At 64.3% G+C, this 16,921-nt stretch carries 13 protein-coding genes; 10 read left to right on the plus strand and 3 right to left on the minus strand.

What is annotated here, in order from left to right; all coding sequences use genetic code 11:
- Window positions 1–7 precede the first annotated feature (7 nt).
- Window positions 8–4,219: a DNA-directed RNA polymerase subunit beta' gene (gene rpoC, locus PanNE5_RS08720; RefSeq protein WP_017232374.1), complete on the plus strand. Its 4,212-nt coding sequence runs from the start codon at window positions 8–10 to the stop codon at window positions 4,217–4,219.
- Between the two features lie 111 nt (window positions 4,220–4,330).
- Here the strand turns inward: rpoC and PanNE5_RS08725 are convergent, their stop codons facing one another.
- Window positions 4,331–6,508 carry a TonB-dependent receptor family protein gene (locus PanNE5_RS08725; protein WP_261939624.1) on the minus strand — a complete coding sequence of 726 codons (2,178 nt, stop codon included), beginning with the start codon at window positions 6,506–6,508 and terminating at the stop codon, window positions 4,331–4,333.
- A gap of 318 nt (window positions 6,509–6,826) precedes the next feature.
- Here PanNE5_RS08725 and hpaH point away from each other — a divergent pair, with 318 nt between their 5' ends.
- From hpaH to PanNE5_RS08760, 7 genes are all read left to right on the plus strand, one after another.
- Complete coding sequence (gene hpaH, locus PanNE5_RS08730; RefSeq protein ID WP_261939625.1) at window positions 6,827–7,636, plus strand: 2-oxo-hept-4-ene-1,7-dioate hydratase; 810 nt, start codon at window positions 6,827–6,829, stop codon at window positions 7,634–7,636.
- A 47-nt stretch (window positions 7,637–7,683) separates the two neighbouring features.
- Window positions 7,684–8,469, plus strand: a complete 786-nt coding sequence (gene hpaI, locus PanNE5_RS08735) for a 4-hydroxy-2-oxoheptanedioate aldolase (RefSeq protein ID WP_017232371.1) — start codon at window positions 7,684–7,686, stop codon at window positions 8,467–8,469.
- Between the two features lie 77 nt (window positions 8,470–8,546).
- Window positions 8,547–10,022, plus strand: coding sequence for an aldehyde dehydrogenase family protein (locus tag PanNE5_RS08740; protein ID WP_261939626.1), 1,476 nt, complete (start codon window positions 8,547–8,549; stop codon window positions 10,020–10,022).
- 44 nt (window positions 10,023–10,066) lie between these two features.
- On the plus strand, window positions 10,067–10,930 hold the full coding sequence (locus PanNE5_RS08745; RefSeq protein WP_017232369.1) for an extradiol ring-cleavage dioxygenase: 864 nt from the start codon (window positions 10,067–10,069) through the stop codon (window positions 10,928–10,930).
- A 12-nt stretch (window positions 10,931–10,942) separates the two neighbouring features.
- The gene (locus PanNE5_RS08750) at window positions 10,943–11,893 is read left to right on the plus strand and encodes a fumarylacetoacetate hydrolase family protein (RefSeq protein WP_017232368.1); all 951 of its coding nucleotides are present in this window, start codon (window positions 10,943–10,945) and stop codon (window positions 11,891–11,893) included.
- 4 nt (window positions 11,894–11,897) lie between these two features.
- Complete coding sequence (locus PanNE5_RS08755) at window positions 11,898–12,887, plus strand: 2-dehydropantoate 2-reductase (RefSeq protein ID WP_261939627.1); 990 nt, start codon at window positions 11,898–11,900, stop codon at window positions 12,885–12,887.
- Between the two features lie 147 nt (window positions 12,888–13,034).
- Window positions 13,035–13,967 carry a LysR family transcriptional regulator gene (locus PanNE5_RS08760; protein WP_261939628.1) on the plus strand — a complete coding sequence of 311 codons (933 nt, stop codon included), beginning with the start codon at window positions 13,035–13,037 and terminating at the stop codon, window positions 13,965–13,967.
- A gap of 24 nt (window positions 13,968–13,991) precedes the next feature.
- Here the strand turns inward: PanNE5_RS08760 and PanNE5_RS08765 are convergent, their stop codons facing one another.
- A complete protein-coding gene (locus PanNE5_RS08765) occupies window positions 13,992–14,489 on the minus strand; it encodes a hypothetical protein (RefSeq protein WP_261939629.1) in 498 nt (165 codons plus the stop codon).
- 457 nt (window positions 14,490–14,946) lie between these two features.
- Between PanNE5_RS08765 and PanNE5_RS08770 the strand changes: the two genes are divergently transcribed.
- Entirely contained in the window at window positions 14,947–15,657 is a 711-nt protein-coding gene (locus PanNE5_RS08770; protein WP_017232364.1) for a dienelactone hydrolase family protein, read from the plus strand.
- Window positions 15,658–15,948: 291 nt separating this feature from the next.
- Here PanNE5_RS08770 and PanNE5_RS08775 read toward each other — a convergent pair whose 3' ends face one another.
- Window positions 15,949–16,257, minus strand: a complete 309-nt coding sequence (locus PanNE5_RS08775; RefSeq protein WP_017232363.1) for a DUF4148 domain-containing protein — start codon at window positions 16,255–16,257, stop codon at window positions 15,949–15,951.
- A gap of 151 nt (window positions 16,258–16,408) precedes the next feature.
- On the opposite strand from PanNE5_RS08775, the gene PanNE5_RS08780 reads away from it, so the two are divergent.
- Window positions 16,409–16,807: a CopD family protein gene (locus tag PanNE5_RS08780; RefSeq protein WP_261939630.1), complete on the plus strand. Its 399-nt coding sequence runs from the start codon at window positions 16,409–16,411 to the stop codon at window positions 16,805–16,807.
- Window positions 16,808–16,921 lie beyond the last annotated feature (114 nt).

The raw sequence follows: 16,921 nt of genomic DNA on the forward strand, positions 1-16,921 counted from the left end.
GAAAGCAATGAAAGCTTTGCTCGATCTATTCAAGCAAGTTCAGCAGGTCGAACAGTTCGACGCGATCAAGATCGGTCTGGCTTCGCCGGACAAGATCCGCTCGTGGTCGTTCGGCGAAGTGAAGAAGCCGGAAACGATCAACTATCGGACGTTCAAGCCCGAGCGTGACGGCCTGTTCTGCGCAAAGATCTTCGGTCCGATCAAGGATTACGAGTGCCTTTGCGGCAAGTACAAGCGCCTGAAGCACCGTGGCGTGATCTGCGAGAAGTGCGGCGTGGAAGTCACGCTGGCGAAGGTGCGTCGCGAGCGCATGGGCCACATTGAGCTGGCCTCGCCGGTCGCGCACATCTGGTTCCTGAAGTCGCTCCCGTCGCGTCTGGGCATGGTGCTCGACATGACGCTGCGCGACATTGAACGCGTGCTGTACTTCGAAGCGTATGTGGTTCTCGAACCGGGCATGACGCCGCTCAAGCGGTGCCAGATCATGACCGAAGAGGATTACTACAACAAGGTCGAGGAATACGGCGACGAATTCCGTGCCGAGATGGGCGCGGAAGGCGTGCGCGAGCTGCTGCGCTCGATCGACATCGACCAGCAGGTCGAGCATCTGCGCGCCGAGCTGCAAGCCACGGGCTCGGAAGCGAAGATCAAGAAGTACGCCAAGCGCCTGAAGGTGCTCGAGGCTTTCCAGCGTTCGGGCATTAAGCCCGAGTGGATGGTGCTCGAAGTGCTGCCGGTGCTCCCGCCCGAGCTGCGCCCGTTGGTGCCGCTCGACGGTGGCCGCTTCGCGACCTCGGATCTGAACGATCTGTATCGCCGCGTCATCAACCGTAACAACCGTCTGAAGCGTCTGCTCGAGCTGAAGGCCCCGGACATCATCGTGCGCAACGAAAAGCGCATGCTGCAGGAATCCGTGGACTCGCTGCTCGACAACGGCCGTCGCGGCAAGGCGATGACCGGTGCGAACAAGCGCCCGCTCAAGTCGCTGGCCGACATGATCAAGGGCAAGAGCGGTCGTTTCCGTCAGAATCTGCTCGGTAAGCGCGTGGACTACTCGGGCCGTTCGGTGATTACCGTGGGCCCGACGCTCAAGCTGCATCAGTGCGGTCTGCCGAAGCTGATGGCGCTCGAACTCTTCAAGCCGTTCATCTTCCACAAGCTGGAAGTGTTGGGCGTGGCCACGACCATCAAGGCCGCGAAGAAGGAAGTCGAGAACCAGACGGCGGTGGTGTGGGACATCCTCGAAGATGTGATCCGCGAACACCCGATCATGCTGAACCGCGCACCGACGCTGCACCGCCTGGGGATTCAGGCGTTCGAGCCGGTGCTGATCGAAGGCAAGGCGATCCAGCTTCACCCGCTGGTTTGCGCGGCGTTCAACGCCGACTTCGACGGTGACCAGATGGCCGTTCACGTGCCGCTGTCGCTCGAAGCGCAGATGGAAGCGCGTACCCTGATGCTGGCCTCGAACAACGTGTTGTTCCCGGCCAACGGCGATCCGTCGATCGTGCCGTCGCAGGATATCGTGCTGGGTCTGTATTACGCGACCCGCGACAAGATCAACGGCCGCGGCGAAGGCCTGTCGTTCATCGACGTCTCGGAAGTGCTGCGCGCGTACGACAACAAGGAAGTCGAACTGGCTTCGCGCGTGAACGTGCGTATCACGGAGTACACGGTCGATCCGGAAACGGGCGAGAAGACGCCGAAGATCACGCTGTACCCGACCACGGTCGGCCGCGCGATCCTGTCGGAAATTCTGCCGCCGGGCCTGCCGTTCTCGGTGCTGAACAAGTCGCTCAAGAAGAAGGAAATCTCGAAGCTGATCAACACGGCGTTCCGCCGCTGCGGTCTGCGCGAGACGGTGATCTTCGTCGACAAGCTGATGCAGTCGGGCTTCCGCCTGGCAACGCGCGCCGGTATCTCGATCTGCGTCGACGACATGCTCGTGCCGACGAAGAAGGAAGAGCTGATCGGCGAAGCGTCGAAGAAGGTCAAGGAATACGACCGTCAGTACATGTCGGGTCTGGTCACGGCGCAAGAGCGTTACAACAACGTCGTGGACATCTGGGGTGCGACCGGCGACGCCGTGGGCAAGGCGATGATGGAGCAGCTCTCGAAAGAGAAGACGACCGATCGCGACGGCAATATCGTCGACCAGGAGTCGTTCAACTCGATTTACATGATGGCCGACTCCGGTGCTCGCGGTTCGAGCGCCCAGATTCGCCAGCTCGCGGGGATGCGTGGCCTGATGGCCAAGCCGGACGGCTCGATTATCGAGACGCCGATTACCGCGAACTTCCGCGAAGGCCTGAACGTGTTGCAGTACTTCATCTCGACCCACGGTGCACGTAAGGGTCTGGCCGATACGGCACTGAAGACGGCAAACTCGGGTTACCTGACGCGTCGTCTGGTCGACGTGACGCAGGATCTGGTCGTGGTCGAAGACGATTGCGGCACGAGCAACGGCGTTGCGATGAAGGCACTGGTCGAGGGCGGTGAAGTGGTCGAAGCCCTGCGTGACCGTATCCTCGGTCGCGTGGCCGTGGCCGACGTCGTGAATCCGGAAACGCAAGAGACGGTGTACGAATCGGGCACGCTGCTCGACGAGGACGCCGTCGAGATGATCGAAGCGCTGGGTGTCGACGAAGTGCGCGTGCGCACGCCGCTGACCTGCGATACGCGCTTCGGTCTGTGCGCCGCCTGTTACGGCCGTGACCTTGGCCGCGGCTCGCGTGTGAACGTGGGCGAAGCGGTCGGTGTGATCGCTGCGCAGTCGATCGGTGAACCGGGCACGCAGCTCACGATGCGTACGTTCCACATCGGTGGTGCGGCATCGCGTGCGGCCGTGGCCTCGTCGATCGAAGCCAAGTCGAACGGTACGGTTCGCTTCTCGGCGACCATGCGTTACGTGACGAACGGTCGCGGCGAACAGATCGCCATCTCGCGTTCGGGCGAAATCCTGATCACGGACGATCATGGCCGTGAGCGCGAGCGCCACAAGGTGCCGTACGGCGCCACGCTGCTGCATCTGGACGGCGCACAGGTCAAGGCCGGTGCCCAACTGGGTACGTGGGATCCGCTGACGCGCCCGATCATTACCGAACACGGCGGTTACGCCCGGTTCGAGAACGTCGAGGAAGGTGTCACGGTGGCCAAGCAGATCGACGATGTGACGGGTCTGTCCACGCTGGTCGTGATCGATCCGAAGCGTCGTGGTCCGGCGTCGAAGAACGTGCGTCCGCAGGTCAAGCTGCTCGACGAACATGGTGTGGAAGTGAAGATCCCGGGGACCGATCACGCAGTGACGATCGGCTTCCAGGTGGGCGCACTGATCACCATCAAGGACGGTCAGCAAGTGCCGGTGGGTGAAGTGCTCGCACGTATCCCGACCGAAGCGCAGAAGACGCGCGATATTACCGGGGGTCTGCCGCGTGTGGCCGAGCTGTTCGAAGCGCGCGCACCGAAGGACGCCGGCATTCTGGCCGAAGTCACCGGTACCACGTCGTTCGGCAAGGACACGAAGGGCAAGCAGCGTCTGGTCATTACCGATCTCGACGGCAACCAGCACGAGTTCCTGATTCCGAAGGAAAAGCAGGTGCTGGTGCACGACGGCCAGGTGGTGAACAAGGGCGAAATGATCGTGGACGGTCCGGCCGACCCGCACGACATCCTGCGTCTGCAGGGTATCGAAGCGCTGGCGCGTTACATCGTCGACGAAGTGCAGGACGTGTACCGCTTGCAGGGTGTGAAGATCAACGACAAGCACATCGAGGTGATCGTTCGCCAGATGCTGCGTCGTGTGCAGATCACCGACAACGGCGATACGCGCTTCATCATCGGCGAACAGGTCGAGCGCTCGGACATGCTGTACGAGAACGACGCCATGAACGCCGCGGACAAGCGTCCGGCGCAGTACGAGAACGTGCTGCTGGGGATTACGAAGGCGTCGCTGTCGACGGATTCGTTCATCTCGGCAGCCTCGTTCCAGGAAACGACGCGCGTGTTGACCGAAGCCGCGATCATGGGCAAGAAGGACGACCTGCGTGGCCTGAAGGAAAACGTCATCGTTGGCCGTCTCATCCCGGCAGGTACGGGTCTGGCGTATCACAAGGCCCGCAAGGCCCGCGAGACGTCGGATCGCGAGCGTCACGACCAGATCGCTCTGGAAGAAGCGTTTGCACCGATGCCAAGCTCGGTGGAAGAGCCTACGGCGGAGTAATCGGGCGGGCGGCGCTGGCGAGAGCGGGCGCTGCCAACCTGATACCCGCGTCGTAACGAAAACGGCACCCTAGCGGGTGCCGTTTTTTTTCGTTTACCGATCCTGCGGCGATCAGAACCCGAAGTGGCCCTGCACGTAGATCATGCGCGGCGCGCCGACCATGCGGCCGGCGTTGCCGTCGACGTTGCGCGTATAGAAGCGTTTATCGAAGACGTTGTTCAGACCCACCGTGACGTCGGCGTTCTTGTAGCCGGGGACCTTGTACATCGCCTGCAGGTTCCACAGACGGAAGCCGGGCACCTTGCCATTGCTGCCGTCGGCCGATTCCGCTTCCGTGTTGGCCAGATCCGAATACTGCGCGCTCTGGCGCGTGGTGGAGACGTTGAATGTCCACGCGCCGATGTCGTAACGGGCGCCGAGCGTATCCGTGAAGCGCGAGTAGAACGGCACGTCGAGACCGGCGGTCGCGCCCGATTTCTGGATCGCACGCGTGTAAGTGAAGTTCGCGTACACGTTCAAGCCGCGCAGCACGCTGTCGCGGTCGAAGGTGTAATCGACGGCGGTTTCGATGCCGTCGTGGTTCGTCGCGCCAATGTTCTGGAAGACGGGCGGGGTCGAGCCGGGCACTTGCAGAATCTGGTTGTCGAACTTCATCTTGAACGCCGTGAGCTCGGCCTTCCAACGCGAGTCCGACCAGCGGGTGCCGATTTCATAGGTGCGCGCGAGCTCCGGCGTCAGCGGGTTCGTGGCCGACATCGAATTCAACTGCGTGTTCTGCACCGGTCCGAACGACGTGCTGTAGTCCGCATAGACCGTCCACGCGCTGTTCACCAGGTACGACAGGTTCACCGAGGGCAGCGGCTTGCTGTTGTCCGAGCGGAAGGTGTTGCCCGTCGACTTGTCGACGCGCTGCGAGTTGATGATCTCGTAACGCACGCCCGGCGTGAGTCGCCAGTTGCCCCAGGCCATGCGGTCGTCGAGGTAGAACGCGTTCGCGCTGGTGTAGTTGTAGAACGTCTGCGTGGCGGAGTTGCGCCCGGTGGCCAGGGTCGTGGTCCAGTTGTTGTCGTCGCCACGCTCGTGCACGTAGCGATAGCCAACGGTCACGTCGTGCGCGGTCGGACCGACGAACAGGCGCTGCGTGAAGCGTGGCTCGATACCGAACGTCTCGTAGTTGCGAGGCTGGTGTGTGGTCTGCGTGCCGGCGGCGTTGATCAGCGTGCTCTGACGATAGCTCTCGTTGTAGAACGTGCGGATCTCAAATTCCTGCGTCTCGGAGATCGTGTTCAGATAGCCGACGTCGAGGCCGGTGCGGTTGCCGCTCCAGTAGTCGTTCGGCCGCGTGTTCTGGAAAGGATCGGCATTGAATTGCGCGACGCTCAGGCCGCCGGGCGTCTTCGACTTCACGTCGTAATACGAGACCTTGCCGTACACCTGCTGGCTCGACGAGATGTCGTACCGCCATTTCAGCGCGAGGTCGTTCACGCGCTCGTCGCTGCCCTTGCGCCAGTCGCGTCCGACCATGCCGGAATACAGCAGCGCGAGTCCCAAACCGTTATCCATCTGCGTGCCGAGGAACGCGCCGTATTGGGTGTTGGCGCCGCCACCGATCGTGTAGACGTTCTCGCGCACGGTGGCGTCGGCCGTAAGGCCCGGCGTGCTGGGGATCGCACGCGTCTTGAAGTTGATCACGCCGCCGACGTTCTGCGGCCCGTAGCGCACGGCACCGCCGCTGCGCACGACGTCGATGGTCTCGATGTTGAAGAGGCTGACCGGCGCAAAGGACAACTGCGGCTGACCGTAAGGTGCGACGGCCATCGGAATGCCGTCGAGCAACACGGTCGAGCGCGGCGAGTAACGGCCGGTGAGGCCGCGCACGCCGATGTTCAGGGAGATGGCGCTGCCCGCGGTACCCGAGTTGTCGCTCGCCTGCACACCGGGGATGCGGCGCATGACATCACCAATGTTCGTCGCACCCGATGCCTCGATCTGCGCCTTCTTCACGACCGTACGCGCACCGGGGAAGGTCTTCGCGCTGCTGTCGAGACCGGTCCCGAGCCAGTCGCCGGAAACGTTGACTGCGTCGAGTTCGACTTCGGCCCTGGATTCTGCTGTCGTCGCACCTGTGGCCTGCTGCGCATAGGCGGTGCCGAGCGTTGTCACGAGCAGCGCGGCGGCGCTGGCGATGGCGTGCGGCAGACGAGGACGGGAGGGGAGGCGGGCGGCGCAGGGGCGGACGCGGGGGGTGTCGGCGGCCACATGTGCGCGGCGACGCGGAGACATCTTCATCTTGGCTGACCTTCTTGACGGCGAGAGTGTGGCGAACCCGAGCGTTGACCGGAACGGCAGCCGACAGCATTCGGTTCGGTTTGCGTAATGCCTTGTAATAAAGCGTTGCGAATTATAAATGCAAATCACTCTCATTTCGAAATTGTATTGACGATACCTGACTGGCAGAAGGTATCCGGCGGCGTTCGATTATCCAGTTTTGCTTATCAATGTCCCTGAATCGATTGATTGTTCCTGGCGCCGGGGGCCGCAAGAATAGGCGTTATCGACCGACAAGAGTGCGTTGCCCGTAGCGGGTGGCGCCATGGAGACCCCCCGATGCCGACGCTCGACGCCGCGACCTGCCAGGCCCTTGCCCGCGAGCTGCACGACGCCGAACGCTGTCGCACGCCGGTCATGCAGTTCTCCCGCCGGTATCCCGAGATGACGACGGCCGACAGCTACGCGATCGCACAGGCGTGGCTGGCGTTGAAGTTCGCCGAAGGGCGTCGCGTGATCGGTCACAAGATCGGGCTGACGTCGCGCGCCATGCAAGTCGCCGCCCAGATCACGGAACCCGATCACGGCACGTTACTCGACGACATGCTTGTGACCGATGGCGCGACCCTCGATGCCTCGCGGTTCATCGTGCCGCGTCTCGAAGTGGAGTTGGCATTCATTCTGGCCAAGCCGCTCAAGGGCCCTGGGGTTACCTTGTTCGACGTGCTCGACGCCACCGCCTGGGTGACGCCGGCGCTCGAATTGATCGATGGCCGCATCGAGCTTTTCGACCGCGACACGAAAGCGCCGCGCAAGGTCGTCGACACGATTGCCGACAACGCGGCGAATGCGGCCGTGATTCTCGGTGGACGTCCCGTGAAGCCGGACGCTGTCGATCTGCGCTGGACGGGCGCGCTGCTCTATCGCAATGGCGTGATCGAAGAATCGGGCCTGAGTGCGGCGGTGCTTAACCATCCCGGCAATGGCATTGCGTGGCTGGCGAACAAGCTGGGCGCCTTCGACGAAGGGCTGCAAGCGGGCGAGATCGTGCTGGCCGGGTCGTTCACGCGACCCGTGGCCTGTGCGGCGGGCGACGTGTTTCACGCCGACTACGGCCCGCTCGGCGCGATCGGCGTGCGCTTCGTCTGACGGCGCCGAACGTCCCCGATGGTTCGCACCTCACTGGAGAGGTTGATATGAAAACACCCCCGAATGCCTTCAAGCAGGCGTTGGCCCGTGGCGAGCGCCAGATCGGCCTGTGGCTGGGACTCGCCACGCCGTACGCCGCCGAGTTGTGCGCCGGCAGCGGCTTCGACTGGCTGGTGATCGACGGCGAGCATGCCCCCAACGATCTGCGCACGATGCTGGCGACGTTGCAGGCGGTGGCCCCATATCCGACACACCCTGTGGTGCGGTTGCCGCATGGCGACGCTGCGCTCATCAAGCAGGTGCTGGACATCGGGGCGACGACGCTGCTGGTGCCGATGGTCGAGTCCGCCGGGATGGCGCGCGCGCTCGCGAGCGCCACGCGGTATCCGCCGCAAGGCACGCGCGGCGTCGGCAGCGGATTGGCGCGGTCTTCGCGGTGGAACGGCTACGACGACTATCTGCACGCGGCGAACACAACGACCTGCCTGCTCGTGCAGGTAGAGACGGCCGACGCGCTAGCGCAGGTCGACGACATTGCCGCCGTCGATGGCGTCGACGGCGTGTTCATCGGCCCGGCCGATCTCGCGGCATCGATGGGGCATCTCGGACACGCGACGCATCACGACGTGCGTCTGGCGATCGGCGACGGCATCGCCCGGATCCGTCGAGCGGGCAAGGCGGCAGGGATCCTGTGCTCCGACGAGGCGCTTGCCCGTCACTACCTCGACCTTGGCGTGACGTTCATGGCGGTGGGCATCGACACCACGCTACTCGCGAACGCGAGCCGTGCGCTGGCCGCGAAATTCGCTGCCGTCGATGACGAAAAGCGCTGAACGATTCGCAAGGCCTCGGACGCGTTCCTCAACGGTTCCCCCAACCGCTCCGCCAAACACTTCCCACGAGACATCGCATGAGTGCTCCCCGTTTTGACGTCGCCGGCGTATCCGTTTCGCCGGATCACTATATCGACGGCCGCCGCGTGGCGTCCGGCGACACGTTCGCGTGCGTCTCGCCTATCGACCAGACACATCTGGGGGAGATCGCCAGCGGCAATGCGGCGCACGTCGATGCCGCGGTGTCGTCGGCGGCGCAGGCCTTCCCCGCGTGGGCGGCGCTTGGTGCGTCGGGACGCCTGCCGTATCTCCAGCGATTTGCCGACGAAGTCGGGCGTCGTGCCGAGGCGTTCGCCACGTTGGAGAGCGTCGATGCCGGGGTGCTGCGCTCACGCATGGCGCATGGCGTGGTGCCGCGCGCCATGCAGAACATCACGTGGTTCGCCGAGCATGCCATGACGTTGCAGGACCGTGTGATCGAGACGCCGCAGGCGCGTCATCTCGTGCGTCACGATCCTGCGGGTGTCGTGGCGGTCATCACGCCGTGGAACTCGCCGCTGATGCTCGCGACTTGGAAGATCGGCCCGGCATTGGCGTGCGGGAATACGGTAGTGCTCAAGGCGCCGGAGTGGGCGCCGCTCACGTCCTCGTTACTCGCGGACTGCGCGCACGAGGCAGGGCTGCCGCCGGGCGTGTTGCAAGTGTTGCAAGGCCCGGGAGCCGTGACGGGGGCGGCGCTCGTGAGCGACGCGCGGCTTGCGCGCATCTCGTTCACCGGCTCGGTCGCGACCGCCAAGTGGATCGCCACGGCGGCGGCGGCCAATCTCGTGCCGTGCAGTCTGGAACTGGGCGGCAAGTCGGCCTTCATCGTGCTGGCGGATGCCGATCTCGACGCTGCTGCCGCCACCGCCGCGCTGATGTATCGCAACGCCGGGCAGGTATGCCTGGCGGGCACGCGTTTGCTCGTTCATGCGGACGTGGCGCCGGCGTTCACCGACAAGCTGCGCGTGCTGGTCGAGCGCCTCGTCGTGGGGGACCCGCGCGATGGGCAGACCGAGATCGGTCCCATCATCCACCAGCGGCAGCTCGAACGCGTACAGGGCTTCGTCGAACGGGCCGTGACAGCGGGCGCGCGCGTGCTGTGGGGAGGCACACGGCATACATTCGGCGAGCAGTACTTCGCGCCGACGCTGCTTACCGATCTGCGTCAGCACGATGAGATCGTGCAACAGGAGGTCTTCGGCCCAGTGCTTACGCTGCAAACGTTCGCAAGCGATGACGAGGTCGTCGACATGGCTAACGGCACCGACTATGGGCTGGGCGGCGTTTGTTATGGCGACGAGGCGCACGCCATTGCCGTCGCGCAGCGCGTTCGCACGGGCTTTCTCTGGATCAACAGCTTCGGCATTCGTGATCTGGCGGCGCCGTTCGGCGGCACCAAGCGCTCCGGCATTGGCCGCGAAGGCGGCGACTGGAGCTTCGATTTCTTTTGCGACGTGAAGGATGTCGTCGTGCCGAAACAGCCGTTCAAGGCCAGCTTCAGCCATCGCTGATGCGCCCGCGGCATCACATCACAACGAGAAAAGAGGAGGGCCCCATGGGACAGATCGTCGGCGCGGCGCTGGTCTCGCATCACCCAGGACTGATGCAGTGTGAGGAATTCCGCGTGCTGCAGGGCGCGGGCACCGATTCGGACTTGATCGCCGGTTATGCGCGGGTGCGTGAGCGCGTCGTGGCGGCGCGTCCGGACGTCATCGTGATTTTCGACTCGCATTGGTTCACCACCGGTTATCACCTGATCGACGGCGGGGCGCACTATTCGGGCATGTACATCTCCGACGAGATGCCCTGGTATCTGCATGGCGTGCCTTACGATTATCGTGGGCATCCCGAGCTGGCGCTGAGCGTCGAAGCCGTGGCACGCGAGCGCGGCGTGCGCGCCCGCGCGGTGTTGCATCCCGACTTGCCGCGCCATTACCCGACGATCAACGTCATCAAACAGATGCGGCTCGACGCGTGGCCGGTCGTGACCGTGAGTTCGTGTCAGAACTGCGAGACGAAGCATTTTCTGCAATCGGGTGACGCGATCGGCGAGGCGATTCGCCGCAGTCCTCTGCGCGTGGTGATGCTGGCATCGGGTTCGTTGAGTCACCGGTTCAACGGCATCGACTGGCAGCCCCATCATCCGCGCATCTTCCACGAGAGCAATGTGTCGCGCCCCGAGAACATCGAGAGCGACAAGCGTGCCATCGAGGCTTTTCGGGAAGGGCGTCACGACCGGATTCTGGCGAACTGGGACGAGGACTACCGCAAGCGCCCGTGGGAGGCGCACGGCGCGCATTACCTGCAGATGATCGGGGCGCTGGGCGGTGCGGCGAGCCGTCACCCGGGCACGGTGCTGTCTGAATACGAGAACGCACGCGGCACCGGCAATGTGCATGTCTGGTTCGATACGATTTGACGGGGCGCGACCATGGACTTCGAATTTCCGCTGCGAGAATTGCCTGCCGTGATGCGCGGCCCGCGCGTCGAGCGTCGTCGCGTAATGTTGGGCGGCAGTGCGTTCTGGGGCACGATCGTCGAGGACGGGCACGAGCGCGGGTTGTTGCGGCTCGACGATGGACGTACGGTGGACCCGCAGGCGGTGGCGCATCTGCCGCCGGTGGATCCGTCAAAGATCATCGCCGTGCATATCTCGTATCGCTCGCGTAGCATGGAGACGCGCAACCGGCCCAAGCCGACCGACACGCCGACGTACTTCACGAAGCCACCGACCTCGTTGAATGGGCATAACGGCCAGATCCTCAAGCCGGCGGATTGTCGGTATCTGAACTACGAGGGCGAGTACGCGGTGGTGATCGGGCGTACGTGCCGCAATGTGCTTCCCGATGAGGCGTGGGATTACATCGAGGGGTTCTGCCCGGCGCTGGACATGGGTTTGCAGGACTTTCGCGACACCGATCAAGGGTCGATGTTGCGCGTGAAGGGGGCCGACACCCTGTTGCCGATCGGCCCGGGCATCGTGCGCGGCGTGAACCTGTTCGAGCAGACGTTGCGCACTTATCGCAATGGACGCGTCGTGCAGGAGGCGCACATCGGTGACGAGACGATCTGGGGCCCGCACTACGTGATCGCAGACATTGCGCGACATATCACGCTGCTGCCGGGCGACGTGATCCTGATGGGCACGCCCTGTCATTCCCGCTCGGTGGACGCGGGGGATCGGGTGGCGTGCGAGATCACCGGACTCGGTTGCCTTGTGGGGCAGGTCGTGGGGATCGATGCACCACGCGCGGCGGCGCTCGGTGTGGGGCACCCGCCGGGCGACAGTCCTGAAGTGCGCCGTGTGGCGCTGGGGTTTGACGAACGTGTGCCGGAGCGATTCAAGGAAAACTATCGACTCGCGGCGCAACGACAGGAGTGAAGGGATGAAGGTGACGATCATTGGCGCGGGCGCCATCGGCGGCTTGCTCGGCGCGCGACTGGCGGCGGCGGGGGAAGCGCGCGTGAGCGCGTTGGCGCGCGGTGCGACGCTGGCGGCGTTGCGCGAGCATGGCTGGCGCGTGAAGCAGGGCGAGACGGTGACGATCGCGCCCGTGGACGCGGCGCTTCCGCTGGAAGACGCCGGCAAGCTCGGCGTGCAGGACCTGATCGTTATTGCGGTGAAGGGGCCCGCGCTTGCGCAGGTTGCGAGCGCCGTGGCGCCCCTGCTCGGCCCGCAAACACTGGTGTTGCCCGCGATGAACGGCGTGCCGTGGTGGTTCTGCAAGGGGGTGGCGCCCTTTGGCGACGATCCGCTGACGAGCGTCGATCCGGACGGGGCGATTGGCGCGGCGATTCCGCTGGCCAATGTGATCGGGTGCGTGGTGCATGCGAGTGCGGCGACATCGGCGCCGGGGGTGGTCGATCACAAGATGGGGCGTGGGCTCATCGTCGGCGAGCCGGGCGGCGGGCAGAGCGAGCGCGTGCAGCGGCTCGCGGGGTTGCTGACGCGGGCGGGTTTTGAAGTCAAGGCGTCGGAGCACGTGCGTCTCGACATCTGGTACAAGCTGTGGGGTAACCTGACGATGAACCCCGTGTCGGCGATCACGGGCGCGACGATCGACCGGTTACTGGACGACCCGCTCGTGCGCGCGTTCTGCTCGGCGGCGATGGCGGAGGCGGCGGCGATTGGGGCCAAGATCGGCTGCGCGATCGAACAGTCGCCCGATGACCGGCATGCCGTGACGGCGAAGCTGGGGGCGTTCAAGACGTCGATGCTGCAGGACGTGGAGGCGCACCGTCCCATCGAACTCGACGCGCTGGTGAGCGTGGTGCGCGAGATCGGTCAGCGCGTGTCGGTTCCTGCGCCCAACATCGACGCATTGCTCGGCCTGACGCGCCTGTTCGGGCGGGTACATGGCCTGTACCCGCAGTGACGGATTCCTTGGCGAGGACAATGACGTTCGGCAGGGCGGTCCTCGCTTCAATGGGAAGTGCGCAAGCCGCTGGTGAGCGCCACGCGTCTTCGGGACAATCCATCGATGCCGGTATATTCGTAGGCGAGACTTGATCATCGACACGACATGCCCCTGACCCGCATCACACTCCGCCAGTTCGAGGCGCTGGTGGCCATTGCCGAATTGCACAGCTTCGCCGAGGCGGGCAATCGCCTGGGGCTTACCTCGTCGGCCGTGAGCCAACTCGTTGCCGAACTCGAATCGGTCCTCGGCTTTCGGCTCTTCGACCGCACCACCCGGCGTGTGGCGCTCTCCAGTGCTGGGCGTGATTTTCTTGCGTCGGCGGAGTCGGTGATTCGGCATGTGCAGGCGGCTGAGAAAACGGCTGACGACGTGCGCAACCGTGCTGCCGGCATCGTGCGCGTGGGCGCGCCGCTGGTGCTCGCGAGCATGGCGCTGCCCGCCGCGATTCGCGCTTACGCCGACCTACGGCCCAAGGTCGTGGTGCGCGTGGTCGATACGCCGGTCGATGCGCTCGTCGATCACGTGGCCAACGGCGACCTCGATCTGGCGATCGGCCCCAATCGCGCAACGGGCGCGCATGTCGCCGGGGCGCCAGCATTCGACAGCCCGTGGGTGTTGTGGTGTGCGCCGGGCCACGCACTCGCGCGACGCCGGCGCGTGCGTTGGGCGGATCTGCGCGATACGCCGCTCGTTGCCGCGGGACGCGATCACGAACGCAGCGTTGCGCAGATGCGCTTGTCTGCGCCGCCCGATGCGCGCATTACACCTATCGACGTGGTCGATAACGTGACGACCGCGCTCGGCGTCGCGTCGCAAGGGCTGGCCGCCACCCTGACACCCGGCTACGTGGCGGCGCTCGCGCCACCGTTCGGTCTGGTGATGCGCCGCGTTGTCTCGCCCGAGACGATTCGTCAGGTCTGTGTGTACCGATCGCTCTCGCGTGCAGCGTCGCCGGCGGCTGAGGGATTCGCGCAGTTCTTGCTGACGTGGCTGCCGCAATGGAACGCGCAAATCATGGCGGCGTCACGGGATTGACGTGTTCGTTATCGCGCGACTCCATCAGCGGCGCCTGGCGTCAAGTGACGGTGACGGCGGCAATGCGGCGAGATCCTCGCGCAATTGCGCGCGCAATGTCGCGATGGCTGCCGTGGTGTCGGCCGGTTTCAACGTCTCGCGCGCGATGGCGTCGCGCAGATGACGGCGCAGCATCGGGTCGCGCGTTTGCGTGAGCGTCTCGCGATAGAACGGCAAGACATCTTCGGGATGACCGCCAACGCGGTACCAGTGCGCAATTTCGTCGATGGTGCGAATGGCTGCGAAGGCAGGCGCGGCCCCACCCTGCGGACCCGGTCCGCCGACGGGCCGACCCATGCGCGGCGGTGGGGGCGGGATGTCGATGGCGTCGTGCATGTCGTGCTTGTTGTCGGCGTCGGCGGCCGGCGGCGCGCTCTGCGCTCGCGCTGTGCTCGATAATGTGTCGGCCGTGGCAATGCCGGTGGCTGTCAATGCCAGCGACATTGCAATGGTGCTGATGGCATGGCGCGTTGCTATCTTCATGATATGGATTCCGTATTAAATTGGCTCGCGGCAGTATCGAACGCCTGTGGCAAGCGTAACGCGCATCCGTCGACCGGCCCGGGGGCGGTAACGACATGTAAGGGGCATCACGGGGGATGGCGAGAGAGCTAAGGGACGAAGCGACGAAACGACGAAACGATGAAACGATGAAGCGACGGTGCCCGCTCAGCGTGATCGGAAGGTTTGGGTTCGGTCGTCGAAACGGCGCACCTCACCGCATCTGCGATACAAGCAGAGTGAGCCGAGAGATGCGAAAGTGGGCACGCGTCGTGCCCCCTGCAGGGCCTTGTGCGGCGGGCTTGGCCGAGCGCTGTGCGCGAGCGCGAAAGTGCCTATACTGATTCGGCCTGACTGCGCGCGGTCGCGCCCGATCCCTGCAGTGGCTCGGTGGTTGTCGCGCGCGGGCAATTCCCCTTTTTTTGATGGAGCAACTTCCGTGTCGAACAGTCAATGGATCCGTGTCGAAACCGTGGACGGCGCCTTCGATGCCTATCTGGCATTGCCGCCGTCGGGGCCGGTCGCAAAGGCACCGGGTATCGTGCTGGTGCAGGAAATCTTCGGCGTGAACGAACACATTCGCGGCGTTGCCGATCAATACGCGATGGACGGCTATGTGGTGCTCGCGCCGGATATCTTCTGGCGTGCCGCCCCGCGCGTCGAACTTGGCTACTCGGGCGACGACTGGGCGCGCGCGATGGAACTGCGCCAATCGATCGACATCGAGAAGGCCGTGACCGATATCGAAGCGACGGCCAAGGCGCTGCGCGGCAAGCTCGATGCCCATGCAAAGATTGCCGCGGTCGGCTATTGCTTCGGCGGACTGCTGTCCTACCTGAGCGCCGCACGCGGGCTGGTCGACGCCGCCGTGCCGTACTACGGTGGCGGCATTCACAACTATCTGGGCGAAGCCGCCCGGCTGAATGTGCCGGTGCAGTTCCACTACGGGGCGCTCGATAGCCATATCACGCCGGATATCGTGACGTCGGTGAGCGAAGCGGTGAAGTCGCGTCCGAACACGGAAGTGTTCGTGTATCCCAACGCCGACCACGGTTTCAACTGCTGGGCGCGCGCGTCTTACCATCAGCCGTCGGCGGCGCTCGCCCACGGGCGCGCGCTCGAGTTTCTCGCGACGTCGCTGTCGAAGTAAGCGTTGTCCGTCGTCCCATCAACGACCAGAAGCCCGCTTAGGCGGGCTTCGTCGTTTCCTGTCACGGGATCGCGGGCCTCCTGAAGGCTGCCAGGTCCGCTAAAAAAGCCCGTCGCCGGAGCGACGGGCAAAGTCCTGTGCGTTGAACCACTACGCACAGCGACAGGAGTCTTGGGTCGGGGGCCGACCGGAGATCACAGTGAGCGCCAGCAATCGCCGGCGCGTCGTTATGCGCAGAACGCGCGCCGCGCCGCGGCCCCTTTGGAGAGGCCCGCGGCGCGGCGAGTTACATTAGGAGCCGAAATAAGTCGAGCCGGCGCTTTGCTGGCCACCCACCGAACCCATCGTGATCGAGGTGCTGGCGGCCGTCGGTTGCGCGCTGGGCGCAGCCTTTGGGTACACGGCATCGTGTTGAACCACCAGTCCTGCTTGTTGCGCCTGGACCAGTTCCTGGCGGACTTGGGCACGACTCAGGACGCTGGTTTGCGGCACCCACGAGAATTCCGAGGGACCGTCGAACGCGTCGCTGGCGAAAGCCGAGCCGGCCGAGAGGGTCAGCATTGCGGAAACCAGGGCAGAGGTAATGAGGGTGCGTTGCATGATGTTTTCTCCTGTCTTTTGAAAGAGGCGATGTGTTATTCATCGTCGACAGTTGAAGTGTATTGCTGTGTCATTTGGCGATAAAGATGAGTTATGACAAGCAACTGTTGCTGAATTTGAAATAATAAATCGAAGCCCTGAGGAGACCGCAATGCTCTATCTATGGATCAAGGCCATCCATCTGATTGCAGTGATCACGTTTATCGCCGGCCTGGTGGCGATGGCGTTGGGCGGGCGTTTGACGCAGCCCGAGTGGCGGCGCATCGCGCGGCGGGCGGATTACGGACTGGCGTCGCCCGCGTTGATCGTGGTGTGGATAACCGGCCCCGCGATGGCCGTCATGGCGAACTGGTGGAGTGCGCCATGGCTGATGGTCAAGCTGGTTTTGGTGGTGATCGTCTCGGGATTGCATGGACGCCTGTCCGCCACGCTCAGGCGGCTGGAGCGCGATGGCGTGACGACGTCCCCGGCGCTCTTTCGGCGAGCGCTCCCCATTACGCTGGTCTCGATGGCAGCGATCGTCTCGCTCGTGATCGTCAAGCCGTTTTGAGCCGTGTTGGCTTTGCGCCGACGCGGCAAGGGATTCGGTTTGGTGGGCGGCGCTACCCGGTGTTACGCTGGCGCAATCGCCAAAAACGACCCAAAAATTACGCCTTTGAAAGGC

The organism is Pandoraea sp. NE5 (assembly GCF_024363545.1).
Taxonomy (GTDB): Bacteria; Pseudomonadota; Gammaproteobacteria; order Burkholderiales; family Burkholderiaceae; genus Pandoraea; species Pandoraea cepalis.